This window comes from Enterobacter roggenkampii, from assembly GCF_001729805.1.
Taxonomy (GTDB): domain Bacteria; phylum Pseudomonadota; class Gammaproteobacteria; order Enterobacterales; family Enterobacteriaceae; genus Enterobacter; species Enterobacter roggenkampii.
Map to the genome: position 1 here is coordinate 4,537,406 of NZ_CP017184.1, position 12,882 is coordinate 4,550,287.

Annotated in this window: 11 protein-coding genes; 3 read left to right on the plus strand and 8 right to left on the minus strand. The window is 54.9% G+C overall.

Features of this window, described 5'->3' with window-relative positions; genetic code table 11:
* Positions 1–4 precede the first annotated feature (4 nt).
* The 7 genes from rffC to trxA form a co-directional block, all read right to left on the minus strand.
* Positions 5–682: a dTDP-4-amino-4,6-dideoxy-D-galactose acyltransferase gene (rffC, locus tag BFV67_RS21340; RefSeq protein ID WP_045353404.1), complete on the minus strand. Its 678-nt coding sequence runs from the start codon at positions 680–682 to the stop codon at positions 5–7.
* Positions 679–1,941, minus strand: a complete 1,263-nt coding sequence (gene wecC / locus BFV67_RS21345) for a UDP-N-acetyl-D-mannosamine dehydrogenase (protein ID WP_069598881.1) — start codon at positions 1,939–1,941, stop codon at positions 679–681. The genes rffC and wecC overlap by 4 nt, the downstream gene beginning before the upstream one ends.
* Entirely contained in the window at positions 1,938–3,068 is a 1,131-nt protein-coding gene (wecB, locus tag BFV67_RS21350; protein WP_069598882.1) for a non-hydrolyzing UDP-N-acetylglucosamine 2-epimerase, read from the minus strand. Before wecB ends, wecC begins: the two co-directional genes overlap by 4 nt.
* Positions 3,069–3,124: 56 nt before the next feature.
* Positions 3,125–4,171 carry an ECA polysaccharide chain length modulation protein gene (wzzE, locus tag BFV67_RS21355; protein ID WP_008501563.1) on the minus strand — a complete coding sequence of 349 codons (1,047 nt, stop codon included), beginning with the start codon at positions 4,169–4,171 and terminating at the stop codon, positions 3,125–3,127.
* Positions 4,172–4,184: 13 nt separating this feature from the next.
* Complete coding sequence (gene wecA / locus BFV67_RS21360; protein WP_008501564.1) at positions 4,185–5,288, minus strand: UDP-N-acetylglucosamine--undecaprenyl-phosphate N-acetylglucosaminephosphotransferase; 1,104 nt, start codon at positions 5,286–5,288, stop codon at positions 4,185–4,187.
* Positions 5,289–5,526: 238 nt separating this feature from the next.
* Positions 5,527–6,786 carry a transcription termination factor Rho gene (rho, locus tag BFV67_RS21365; protein ID WP_008501566.1) on the minus strand — a complete coding sequence of 420 codons (1,260 nt, stop codon included), beginning with the start codon at positions 6,784–6,786 and terminating at the stop codon, positions 5,527–5,529.
* A 345-nt stretch (positions 6,787–7,131) separates the two neighbouring features.
* Positions 7,132–7,461, minus strand: coding sequence for a thioredoxin TrxA (gene trxA, locus BFV67_RS21370; protein ID WP_006179218.1), 330 nt, complete (start codon positions 7,459–7,461; stop codon positions 7,132–7,134).
* A 144-nt stretch (positions 7,462–7,605) separates the two neighbouring features.
* Here trxA and rhlB point away from each other — a divergent pair, with 144 nt between their 5' ends.
* Complete coding sequence (rhlB, locus tag BFV67_RS21375) at positions 7,606–8,874, plus strand: ATP-dependent RNA helicase RhlB (RefSeq protein WP_021242834.1); 1,269 nt, start codon at positions 7,606–7,608, stop codon at positions 8,872–8,874.
* A 6-nt stretch (positions 8,875–8,880) separates the two neighbouring features.
* On the plus strand, positions 8,881–10,365 hold the full coding sequence (gene gppA / locus BFV67_RS21380) for a guanosine-5'-triphosphate,3'-diphosphate diphosphatase (RefSeq protein ID WP_021242833.1): 1,485 nt from the start codon (positions 8,881–8,883) through the stop codon (positions 10,363–10,365).
* Positions 10,366–10,416: 51 nt separating this feature from the next.
* On the opposite strand, the gene rep is transcribed toward gppA, so the two are convergent.
* On the minus strand, positions 10,417–12,441 hold the full coding sequence (rep, locus tag BFV67_RS21385; RefSeq protein WP_045353411.1) for a DNA helicase Rep: 2,025 nt from the start codon (positions 12,439–12,441) through the stop codon (positions 10,417–10,419).
* An 85-nt stretch (positions 12,442–12,526) separates the two neighbouring features.
* On the opposite strand from rep, the gene ppiC reads away from it, so the two are divergent.
* A complete protein-coding gene (ppiC, locus tag BFV67_RS21390; RefSeq protein WP_008501570.1) occupies positions 12,527–12,808 on the plus strand; it encodes a peptidylprolyl isomerase PpiC in 282 nt (93 codons plus the stop codon).
* Positions 12,809–12,882 lie beyond the last annotated feature (74 nt).

Here is a 12,882-nt window from a genome sequence, read left to right on the forward strand (position 1 = left end):
CTTGTCACCTGTATAACCAGTAGGCGGTGGCGTCGATGTTGGCACCACTCGCAATATAACGTTTAAGCGCGGCGGTGTTGCCCACCTGGGTCGCCACCCGCAGCGTCTCAACCTGCTGCTGCTGCGCCCAGTGCAGCGCCGCCTGCATAAGTTTCTCACCCATGCCGCGCCCGGCTAATAAGCCAATACGCGCCTCGCGCACGTTGAGCTTGCGAAGCGAGACGAACCCCTGGAGTTGACCGTCCCCTGCGCGGAAAACCAGGCAGACGTGGTCAAAGGTGCCTTTAACCGCATTCTCTATCCACTGGGCATAGAAACGGCCGCTATCGTCAGGTGCGTACCAGGGCGCACGAAAGCGGCTCTGCGCAAACGCCTGAGCCGCCATCTGACGCAGCACGGGAATATCCTGTTCGGTTGCGATTTCAGCGCCGGGTGCATCATGCCGGGTGAGGGTTATGGAAAGGTCTGCCTCACCTTCCACCAGCTGGAAGCCGCGTTGCTGGAGCGCATCAAGCAGGTCGGTACGGTCCGCCGGGATCTTCGCCTGAATCCGTTGCCAGGTGATGAAATCCGATTCAGCCAGTACCGGCGCATCATCGCGCAGACGCACAATGGCCGACGGCAGGCCGAAAAAGGCACTCTCCCACTGCAGGGGCTCAAGTACCCCGTTCAGGCTGTTCAACGCCAGACACCTTTGGTATCAACCACATACTTCTGACGCACCGCATCACCGGACGTCGCTTTAAACGCTTTATGATCCACCAGCAGCACCAGCACGTCCGCCGTCGCCAGCGCCTCATCCAGCGCAGCCAGCGTGCAGTGCCCCGCCAGTTTTGCCGGCAACTCATCGATATTCGGCTCAACCACCAGCGTTTCACCCTTGTGCCATTCGGCAATCATCTGAGCAATTTCCATTGCCGGGCTTTCGCGCAGGTCGTCAATGTTGGGTTTGAAGGCCAGACCAAAGCAGGCAATTTTCAGCTCGCTGGCGCGCTTTCCGCTCTCTGCCAGACAATCCGCTACCGTGGTTTTGACCTGATTGAGCACCCAGTGAGGTTTGCTGTCGTTCACTTCACGCGCGGTGCGAATCAGGCGCGCCTGCGCCGGATTCTGAGCCACAATAAACCACGGATCGACGGCGATGCAGTGTCCACCCACGCCCGGGCCTGGCTGGAGAATGTTTACACGCGGATGGCGATTCGCCAGGCTAATCAACTCCCAGACGTTAATCCCCTGATCGGCGCAAATCAGCGACAGTTCGTTCGCAAAGGCGATATTAACGTCACGGAAGCTGTTTTCCGTCAGCTTGCACATCTCGGCGGTGCGGGAGTTTGTCACCACACACTCGCCTTCCAGGAAAATCTTGTACAGCGCGCTGGCACGCTCGGAACAGACGGGCGTCATACCGCCAATGACGCGGTCGTTTTTAGTCAGTTCGACCATGACCTGGCCCGGGAGGACGCGCTCCGGGCAGTAGGCGATGTTGATATCCGCCTGCTCCCCCGCCTGTTGCGGGAAGCTTAAATCAGGGCGCGCGTCGGCCAGCCACTGCGCCATCTGCTCGGTAGCACCGACCGGAGAGGTTGATTCCAGAATCACCAGCGCCCCTTTCTTCAGCACAGGGGCAATGGACTTTGCCGCCGCCTCGACGTAGACCATGTCGGGCTCGTGGTCGCCTTTAAAGGGCGTTGGAACGGCAATCAGGTAGGCATCCGCTTCAACCGGCGTGGTACTGGCGCGCAGGAAGCCGCCCTCTACCGCCTCTTTCACTACGCGATCCAAATCGGGCTCGACAATATGAATCTCGCCACGGTTAATGGTTTCCACCGCACGGGCGTTGATATCCACACCGACAACCTGTTTCTGACGAGAGGCAAACGCCGCCGCGGTGGGCAAGCCAATGTAGCCAAGACCAATGACAGAGATGGTAGTAAAACTCATAGCGATACCCGATTGTTTTTAAGTGCATGCAAAATACGGCCACAAGCCTGCCCGTCTCCATACGGATTATGGGCCCGGCTCATCGCCTGATACGTTTCGTCGTCATGCAGAAGGCGCGTGACCTCTTCGACGATCAGTTCCGCGTTGGTGCCGACCAGACGCACCGTACCGGCTTTGACCGCTTCCGGACGTTCGGTGGTTTCACGCATCACCAGCACCGGTTTGCCAAGAGAAGGCGCTTCTTCCTGAATGCCGCCGGAATCGGTAAGGATCAGCCAGGCATGGTTCATCAGCCAGACAAACGGCAGATAGTCCTGAGGTTCAATCAGAAGGACATTTTCGATATGGCCCAGGATGCGGTTAACCGGCTCGCTGACGTTAGGATTGAGATGGACCGGATAGACGATCTGCACGTCGTCGTTCTGCGCCGCGATTTCAGCCAGCGCGTGACAGATTTGCTCAAAACCCCGGCCAAAGCTTTCGCGACGGTGGCCGGTGACCAGAATGGTTTTTTTGCCGTTGTGCAGGAATGGATAGCGGGCAGCGAGTTCGTTCTTAAGCTCGTCATTTGCGAGGACGCGATCGCGTACCCAAATCAACGCATCGATGACCGTATTGCCGGTCACAAAGATTTTGTTATCGGCGATATTTTCACGCAGCAGGTTCTGACGCGAGTTTTCCGTTGGGGCAAAGTGGTACATCGCCAAATGGCCGGTAAGCGTGCGGTTGGCCTCCTCCGGCCACGGCGAATAGAGATTGCCGGTACGCAGACCCGCCTCAACATGGCCGACGGGAATACGCTGGTAAAACGCGGCCAGGCTTGTTGCCATCGTGGTTGTGGTATCACCATGCACCAGCACGACGTCGGGCTTGAATGACTCCAGGATCGGCTTGAGATCTTGCAGAATGCGAGAGGTTATCTCCGTCAACCCTTGCCCCGGTTTCATAATATTAAGATCGTAATCCGGGACGATGGAAAAGAGCGTTAAAACCTGATCGAGCATCTCACGGTGCTGAGCCGTGACGCACACTTTCGCTTCAATATCAGGATCGCTGGCCAGCGCATGAACCAGAGGCGCCATCTTAATGGCCTCCGGCCTGGTGCCAAATACGGTTAGTACTTTCACATCGATTCTCTTCGATTAGGCGATGAAGGCCGCAGCCTTCATCGTAGACGGCATTCTTAGTTTGTGCGACGACGCGTTAACGCCACGCCAGCGCCCGTCAGTGCGCCTACAATCCCCCACATGATCATCAGGAATGCACGACGCGGACTATCGCGTTTTACAGGTTCTTCAGGCGTTCGCAAATAACGATAGGTCTGAAAACGCGGGTCCAGAGAGGGACCGACATTAAGCGTATTGAGCATCGCGCGATTTTGGTCGTAATCGAGGTCAAAATCAGGACCGACGGCCTGAAGGTTTTCCAGACGTGCCTGCAACATGGGGCGGCCAAGGAGGAACATCTCTGAATCAGGCAGTTCATCAGCCGGCACGTCCGTCTCAGTACGGGAAATATTGTGCTGTTCCGCAATTTTCAGCGCCTGCTCAATATTGTGTACACGGCGAGCGAAAATCGCTTTAGCCACCTCTTCCTGACGTTTCACCTGCGCTTTCATCTGGATGGTGCGAGCCGACCAGGCGCCTTTAAGCTCTTCGTTAAGATGGCTTGCGGCACGCTGGCTGGCAAACGCGACATACTGACGCAGCAGGTTGTTGGCGTCCGGCGCGGTTTCTGCAATCAGCTTGACGCTGTCATTCACGTTACGCAGCGCGTCGCCCGGCATAAATTGAATATTGTTAATCAGATCGTCCAGCAGAGCGGCGTCGGCTTTGGTGTTATCAACCCGACGCTGCTTGTAGTAATCCGTCTGGGACCAGAAGTCGCGGCGCGTATCCCACGAAGCCAGTTGCATCACAAACTCTTTATAGGCCTCATCCATAACGGAGACCTGATCCGGCGTGGCGAGGTTAGCTTTGATATCCAGGTTTCGCAGGAATTGCTGTTGGGAATAGAACCCCCCAAGCATGTTAACCGTTGGTTTGTCAGTGATTGCCGTGGCGCTCCACTCTTGTTTTGCAAAGAACGTATAGGCCAGCGCTAACAGTGCAAACCCCAGCGCGATCCCCGCAATCCAAAGTTTGCCTGCCCATAACACGCGAAACAAACCCCGAATATCCAGTTCATTCTCAGTTACCACTGATTTCGCTCCCGCCAACGGTTGAGTCATCATAGTCCCGGTTTTACTTAGTTAATGTTGTGTTTTTGCCACTGTTACGACGCATCCTGCGTTTAATACGTTTAATGAACCGCGCTACTTTCCATGCGCGCTTAATGCAGTAGCCGTAAAGGAAAAACGCTAGCAAAAATAATGCCAACATAACCCATTCTGGCACAAAATGAGCATACTCCGCGGCAACACCCACTCCCGCAAGGATGGCGGCCGCCACGGTTATCAAAACAAATGCCTGCCGGGAGGTGAATCCAGCGCGCATGATCAAATGATGAATATGCTGTCGGTCGGCTGAGAAGGGACTCATTCCTTTGCGCAAGCGGCGATACATAATCGCAACCATATCCATTAACGGGATTGCGATAATCCACAACGCGGTGACAGGGCTGATAGGATGGACTTGCCCCTGAGTCGTTTCCAGCAAAATCCAGATGACGGTAAACCCAATGAGTGTGCTGCCCGCATCACCCATAAAGACTTTATAGCGACGCCCCAGCGCACCGAGGTTTAACAGGATATAAGGCAGGATGGCGGCAATCATGGCGAAGCACCACATAGCAAGACTATATTGACCGTCAAACCACAAAATAAAACCGATCGCGGCAAACGAGACGCAGGAGAGTCCCCCCAGCAAGCCATCAATACCATCGACCATGTTGAAGGCATTTATAGCAACCCATACGGCGAAAAGCGTCAGAAAATAGCCGAACGGGCCGAGCACCATCTCCCACGAGCCAAAAATATAGCCCAGGCTACTCAAGTAGAGTTTTGCTGAGACCATCATGGCAATGCCAACTGCCGCCTGCACAAAGGCGCGGATTTTAACGCTGATGTCATAACGATCGTCAAGCGCGCCGACGATGACCAGTACCGTTGAACACATCAGATATAATTTGACATGTGGGACATAGTAGTTAGCAATTGCGAAGGCATAGCAAATGCCGGCAAAAACGGAAATACCACCCACCAGGGGGATCATGCCCTGATGACGCTTCCGGAAGTTGGGTTTATCCACTAACCCCACGTATTTCGCCACCTTACGCGCAATAAACAGAAAACAGGTGGTGAATAAAAAAATACTGGTTAGATCAGTAAACGTATCGAATAGGTTCACAATGGATTCTCAACAAATGTTAGTCTCGGAAGTATAACCACGAAGGCTCATAGCCCGAAGGTAAAAGTAAACCTCTTGTGACCTCATTTGTATATTATTCAAGCTATTAATGTTTTTACTCTACGAATCGTCTTATTGTCGCACCTACACGTCAAAATTGGGAGTAGGTGGTACTAGCGTATAGTCCATAAAAGAAAAACGCCACGTAAAAACGTGGCGTTCGCTGGCTTTATTTGCGTTACGAGCGTTTCATCATGTCGAAGAAATCGTCGTTGGTTTTGGTCATTGCCAGTTTGTTAATGAGGAACTCCATCGCGTCGATTTCACCCATTGGATGGATGATTTTGCGCAGGATCCACATTTTCTGCAGCTCTTCCTGGGTGGTGAGCAGCTCTTCTTTACGGGTACCGGAACGGTTGTAGTCGATTGCCGGGAAGACGCGTTTTTCAGCGATCTTACGAGAGAGGTGCAGTTCCATGTTGCCTGTCCCTTTAAACTCTTCGTAAATCACTTCGTCCATTTTGGAGCCGGTATCAATCAGCGCGGTCGCGATGATGGTCAGGCTGCCGCCCTCTTCGACGTTACGTGCAGCACCGAAGAAACGTTTTGGACGATGCAGGGCGTTAGCATCCACACCACCGGTCAGGACTTTACCAGACGCCGGGACCACGGTGTTGTAGGCACGCGCCAGACGGGTGATAGAGTCGAGCAGGATGATCACGTCTTTCTTGTGCTCAACCAGGCGTTTTGCCTTCTCGATAACCATTTCCGCAACCTGAACGTGGCGAGATGCTGGCTCGTCGAAGGTAGAAGCAACCACTTCACCTTTAACCAGACGCTGCATCTCGGTCACTTCTTCCGGACGTTCGTCAATCAGCAGCACCATCAGCACACAGTCAGGGTGGTTGTAAGCAATGCTCTGCGCGATGTTCTGCAGCAGCATGGTTTTACCCGCTTTTGGCGGCGCCACAATCAGACCACGCTGACCACGACCGATTGGTGAGGCCAGATCCAGAACGCGCGCGGTTAAGTCTTCGGTAGAACCGTTACCACGCTCCATACGCAGGCGAGAGTTCGCGTGCAGCGGCGTTAAGTTCTCAAAGAGGATCTTATTGCGCGAGTTTTCTGGCTTATCGAAGTTAACTTCATTGACTTTCAACAGCGCAAAGTAGCGTTCACCCTCTTTAGGAGGACGAATCTTACCTGAAATGGTGTCACCAGTGCGGAGGTTGAAACGGCGGATTTGGCTGGGGGATACGTAGATGTCGTCAGGGCCGGCGAGGTAGGAGCTGTCTGCAGAGCGGAGGAAACCAAATCCGTCTTGCAATATCTCCAGCACACCGTCGCCAAAGATATCTTCGCCACTCTTAGCGTGCTGCTTCAGGATGGCGAAAATGATGTCCTGCTTGCGCATACGAGCCTGGTTTTCCAGCCCCATATTTTCGCCGAGAGTGATCAGCTCAGAAACCGGCGTATTCTTTAATTCGGTAAGATTCATAATGGTGTGGGTTCTTAAACTCGGGGTGATTCTCGAACTTAATGTTGTGAATGGTATGGCAGGGTCATCCATGCCTGTTTAGCGGCCATCAACTCATGTCTGTTCGCTGTCTGGTCACAGGGAAAGAACGCAGAACTGAAACGACAAGACGGATTGAGTGACAAGCCCGGAATTTAGCCACTTCACGCACTGTTCATGTTAACAACGGGAAGTATCGGGTAAAACAAGATTCAAACAACAAGATATGTTTAAAACGAAGTCATAGCTAACTTAGCACGACTTCAGCCGGGCGTCCAGAGTTCCGAATCATTTAGCCGGGGGCTCTGAACGCACAGCGGAGAAACCTTACGCCAGGTTAGCGTCGAGGAACTCTTTCAGTTGACCTTTGGACAGCGCGCCCACTTTGGTCGCCGCCACTTCGCCGTTTTTGAACAGCAGCAGGGTCGGAATACCACGGATACCGTATTTTGGTGCGGTGCCCGGGTTCTGGTCGATGTTCAGCTTGGCAACGGTCAGTTTGCCCTGATATTCGTCGGCGATCTCATCCAGAATCGGGGCGATCATTTTGCAAGGACCACACCATTCAGCCCAGAAATCGACGAGGATCAGCCCGTCAGCCTTAAGTACGTCCGTGTCAAAACTGTCGTCAGTCAGGTGAATAATTTTATCGCTCATATATAACTCCACAGGAATAAGCCTGGTACGTTGGTTTTGTCTCCACCAACGACGCGTTGATGTCGCATTAACCAACTAAAGGTTGACTTTATTTCACCGGATACGCTTTCGTAAAGCAATAGTAAGCTGATATTCTACCACACTATGAGCAAAACACATTTAACAGAACAGAAGTTTTCCGACTTCGCGCTGCACCCGAAGGTGATTGAAGCCCTTGAAAATAAAGGGTTTCATAACTGCACGCCCATTCAGGCCCTCGCGCTGCCGCTGACGCTGGCCGGTCGCGATGTTGCCGGGCAGGCGCAAACCGGTACCGGCAAAACGATGGCGTTTTTAACGTCAACGTTTCATTATTTACTTTCTCACCCAGCGATTGCAGACCGCAAAGTTAACCAGCCGCGCGCGCTAATTATGGCCCCGACGCGAGAACTGGCGGTACAGATCCACGCAGACGCTGAACCCCTGGCGCAGGCTACCGGCCTGAAGCTGGGCCTGGCCTATGGCGGCGACGGCTACGATAAACAGCTGAAAGTGCTGGAAAGCGGTGTGGATATCCTGATCGGTACCACCGGCCGTCTTATCGATTACGCCAAACAGAACCACATTAACCTCGGTGCCATCCAGGTTGTGGTGCTCGATGAAGCTGACCGCATGTACGATCTGGGCTTCATTAAAGACATCCGCTGGCTGTTCCGCCGTATGCCTCCGGCTAATCAGCGCCTGAATATGCTGTTCTCTGCAACCCTCTCCTACCGCGTTCGCGAGCTGGCGTTCGAACAGATGAACAACGCCGAATACGTAGAAGTGGAACCGGAGCAGAAAACGGGTCACCGCATTAAAGAAGAGCTCTTCTATCCTTCTAATGAAGAGAAAATGCGCCTGCTGCAAACGCTGATTGAAGAAGAGTGGCCAGATCGCGCCATCATCTTTGCCAACACCAAACACCGTTGTGAAGACATCTGGGGCCACCTGGCTGCCGATGGTCACCGTGTTGGCCTGTTGACCGGCGACGTGGCGCAGAAAAAACGCCTGCGTATTCTCGAAGAGTTTACCCGCGGCGATCTCGATATTCTGGTCGCCACCGACGTGGCTGCACGTGGTTTACACATTCCAGCCGTAACGCACGTCTTTAACTACGATCTGCCAGACGACTGTGAAGACTACGTACACCGTATCGGTCGTACCGGTCGCGCGGGCGCAAGCGGTCACTCTATTAGCCTTGCGTGTGAAGAGTATGCGCTGAACCTTCCGGCCATTGAGACCTACATCGGTCACTCTATTCCGCAGAGCAAATACAATCCGGAAGCGCTGTTAAGCGAACTGCCGCCGCCTAAGCGTCTTACCCGCCCACGCTCCGGCAATGGTCCGCGTCGTTCAGGCGGCGCACCGCGTAATCGTCGTCGTTCAGGTTAAGAAAATATGCTCAGCTCCACCTCGCTTTATGCGGCAATTGATCTCGGTTCGAATAGTTTTCATATGCTGGTTGTGCGCGAGGTGGCGGGAAGCATACAAACGCTGACGCGCATTAAGCGCAAGGTCCGCCTCGCGGCGGGCCTGAGCAGCGACAATCACCTCTCGCCTGAAGCCATGGAACGTGGCTGGCAGTGCCTGCGACTCTTTGCCGAGCGTCTGCAGGATATCCCGCACGCCCAAATCACCGTTGTCGCCACTGCGACACTCCGCCTGGCGGTTAACGCCGTGGATTTTATTGCCAGAGCGCAGGAGATTCTCGGTTGCCCGGTTCAGGTTATCAGCGGTGAAGAAGAAGCGCGTCTGATTTATCAGGGTGTTGCACACACTACGGGGGGTGACGATCGCCGCCTGGTGGTGGATATCGGCGGAGCCAGTACCGAGCTGGTGACCGGCACCGGCGCGCAGGCTACGTCGCTGTTCAGCCTGTCGATGGGCTGCGTGACCTGGCTTGAGCGCTATTTTACCGATCGTAATCTGGGTAAAGAGAACTTCGACGAGGCAGAAAATGCCGCGCGCGAGGTATTACGTCCCGTGATGGACGAACTGCGCTATCACGGCTGGAAAGTGTGCGTGGGTGCGTCGGGGACCGTGCAGGCCCTGCAGGAAATCATGATGGCGCAGGGAATGGACGAGCGGATTACGCTTGCCAAACTTCAGCAGCTAAAACAGCGCGCCATCCAGTGCGGACGCCTGGAAGAACTGGAAATTGAAGGCCTGACGCTGGAACGCGCGCTGGTCTTCCCGAGCGGGCTGGCCATTCTGATCGCCATTTTCACCGAGCTCAACATCCAGTGTATGACCCTTGCCGGCGGCGCGCTGCGCGAAGGCCTGGTCTACGGGATGCTGCATCTGTCGGTCGATCAGGATATCCGCAGCCGAACCCTGCGCAACGTACAGCGTCGTTTTCTGGTTGATATCGATCAGGCAGGACGCGTATCGCAGCTGGCATCTCGCTTCGCCGATCAGGTCGCTAACGTCTGGGATCTTGATCATCTGAGCCGCGATTTATTGCTGAGCGCCTGTGCGCTGCATGAAGTGGGGCTGAGCATTGATTTTAAGCAGGCCCCCGCTCACGCAGCGTATCTGGTTCGCAACCTGGATTTACCGGGCTACACGCCCGCACAGAAAAAGCTGCTGGCAACGCTGCTGCTGAACCAGACCAACGCCGTTGATCTTTCATCTTTGCATCAGCAAAACGCCGTTCCGCCGCGCGTGGCCGAACATCTGTGCCGCCTGCTGCGTCTGGCGATTCTGTTTGCCAGCCGCCGTCGCGATGATTTGCTGCCTGCAATCAATCTGGTGGCCGATGACGAAAAACTGTCGCTGACGCTGCCGGAAAACTGGATTGAACGTCACCCGCTTGGGGCAGAGATGATCGAGCAGGAGTGCCAGTGGCAGAGCTATGTGCACTGGGTGCTGGAAGTGAAGTAATACGCTGAACATTGCCGGGTGGCGGCTTCGCCTTACCCGGCCTACTCATCATTATCCTTTCTCTTTGGCTTTTGCCAGCATGGCGCGAATGTTCGCCACGTTAGCCTGCCCCTTATGCATCCGCTCTTCTGCGGTAATCACTTTGCGTTCCTGTTCCCAGATCAGGTCGTCCTGCGGCAGCTCCAGCAGGAAACGGCTCGGCTCCGGGCGGACGAGTTCGCCATACTGACGGCGCTCTTTACACAGCGTAAACGTCAGCTCTTTCTGCGCACGGGTGATCCCCACGTAGGCCAGACGGCGCTCCTCGTCGACGTTATCTTCGTCAATGCTGCTCTGGTGCGGTAACAATCCCTCTTCCATACCAACCAGATACACATACGGGAACTCCAGCCCTTTGGACGCATGCAGCGTCATCAGCTGAACCTGATCGGCTTCTTCTTCGCTCTCGCCGCGCTCCATCATGTCGCGCAGGGTAAAGCGGGTGACGACCTGCGTCAGGGTCATCGGCTCGTCGATTTCAGAGCCTTCCAGCATTTCGGTCATCCAGCTGAAGAGCTGGTTAACGTTTTTCATCCGCATCTCAGCCGCTTTCGGGCTGGCCGAGGTTTCGTACAGCCAGGACTCATAGTCGATGCCGTGAATAAGATCGCGCACCGCCGCCACCGGCTCGCGCTCCGCGAGACGCTGCACTTCGCCGAGCCAGTGGGTGAATCGTGTTAACGAATCGTAACCGCGGCCGGTTAACGTCTGGCTCAGCCCCATGTCGAAGCTGGCGGTAAAAAGGCTTTTATTACGCGTCATCGCCCACTCGCCCAGCTTTTGCAGCGTCGCAGGGCCAATCTCGCGCTTCGGCGTATTCACGATACGCAGAAACGCGCTGTCGTCATCCGGGTTCGTGAGGACGCGCAGATAGGCCAGCAGATCTTTAATCTCTGGCCGTGAGAAGAACGACGTACCGCCCGAAATTTTGTAGGGGATGCGGTTCTGCATCAGCATCTTTTCAAAGACGCGCGACTGGTGATTGCCGCGATAGAGGATCGCGTAATCCTTATATTCGGTTTTATTGACGAAGTGGTGGGCGATCAGTTCGCCCGTCACGCGCTCCGCCTCATGCTCTTCGTTGTTGGCGCTGAGCACCTTCAATTCAGTACCGTAACCCAGCTCGGAGAAGAGACGCTTCTCAAACACGTGCGGGTTATTGGCAATCAGGATGTTTGCTGCCTTCAGGATACGCCCGGAGGAGCGGTAGTTTTGCTCCAGCTTAATCACCTGCAGCGCCGGAAAATCTTTGCTCAGCAGCACCAGGTTTTGCGGACGCGCGCCGCGCCAGGAGTAAATTGACTGGTCGTCGTCGCCGACCACGGTGAAACGCGCGCGCTGCCCCACCAGCAGCTTCACCAGCTCGTACTGGCTGGTGTTGGTGTCCTGATACTCATCCACCAGCAGGTAACGGATTTTGTTCTGCCAGCGCTCGCGAACCTCTTCGTTCCGCTGCAGCAGCAGCGTGGGCAGCAAAATCAGGTCGTCAAAGTCCAGCACGTTGCACGCTTTCATATGTGCATCGTACAGACTGTAGCAGTGGGCAAAGATCCGATCCCGTTCGCCTTTGGCGATCGCCGCGGCCTGGGCCGGGGTCATCAGATCGTTTTTCCAGTTTGAGATCGTTGAGATCAGCTGCTGCAACAGCACCTTGTCATCTTCGATCAGCCCCTCGGTGAGCTCTTTGAGCAACGCCACCTGGTCGGTGTCATCGAAGAGCGAGAAGTTGGACTTCATTCCCAGCGCAGCATACTCGCGTTTAATGATATCCAGCCCCAGCGTGTGGAAGGTGGAGATCATCAGGCCGCGCGCCTCTTTACGCCCCAGGGTCTGGCCGACACGCTCTTTCATCTCACGCGCCGCTTTATTGGTAAAGGTTACCGCCGCAATGTGCCGGGCCTGATAGCCACAGCCGCGGATCAGGTGCGCAATCTTATTGGTGATAACGCGCGTTTTGCCGGATCCTGCACCCGCCAGCACCAGACACGGTCCGGTGACAAATTCGACGGCTTGTTGTTGTCCGGGGTTTAAACGCATAAATGATCACTCAATGAAAGTCAGGAGGGGAGAATAACAGCGTGGTAGTATAGCGAGCCTAATCCATACCACTCAAGGCACGATCATGGCAAAAACAGCAGCAGCACTGCATATTCTTGTTAAAGAAGAGAAACTGGCTCTGGATCTTCTGGAGCAGATCAAAAACGGCGCCGACTTCGGCAAGCTGGCGAAGAAGCACTCTATCTGTCCGTCAGGCAAACGCGGCGGCGATCTGGGTGAATTCCGCCAGGGTCAGATGGTACCGGCATTCGATAAAGTGGTCTTCTCCTGCCCGGTGCTGGAGCCAACCGGCCCGCTGCACACGCAGTTCGGCTACCACGTGATTAAAGTGCTGTACCGCAAATAAACAAGCCGGGTGGCGACTGCGCCTACCCGGCCTACATCTTACGGTTTTGTAGGTCGGGTTAGCGAAGCGCCACC

Excerpts from the sequence above, each read along its gene's own strand:
- rhlB (WP_021242834.1), top strand. The coding sequence starts at position 7,606 with ATGAGCAAAACACATTTAACAGAACAGAAGTTTTCCGACTTCGCGCTG.
- ppiC (WP_008501570.1), top strand. The coding sequence starts at position 12,527 with ATGGCAAAAACAGCAGCAGCACTGCATATTCTTGTTAAAGAAGAGAAA.
- gppA (WP_021242833.1), top strand. The coding sequence starts at position 8,881 with ATGCTCAGCTCCACCTCGCTTTATGCGGCAATTGATCTCGGTTCGAAT.
- wecC (WP_069598881.1), bottom strand. The coding sequence starts at position 1,941 with ATGAGTTTTACTACCATCTCTGTCATTGGTCTTGGCTACATTGGCTTG.
- rho (WP_008501566.1), bottom strand. The coding sequence starts at position 6,786 with ATGAATCTTACCGAATTAAAGAATACGCCGGTTTCTGAGCTGATCACT.
- wzzE (WP_008501563.1), bottom strand. The coding sequence starts at position 4,171 with ATGACTCAACCGTTGGCGGGAGCGAAATCAGTGGTAACTGAGAATGAA.
- rep (WP_045353411.1), bottom strand. The coding sequence starts at position 12,441 with ATGCGTTTAAACCCCGGACAACAACAAGCCGTCGAATTTGTCACCGGA.
- trxA (WP_006179218.1), bottom strand. The coding sequence starts at position 7,461 with ATGAGCGATAAAATTATTCACCTGACTGACGACAGTTTTGACACGGAC.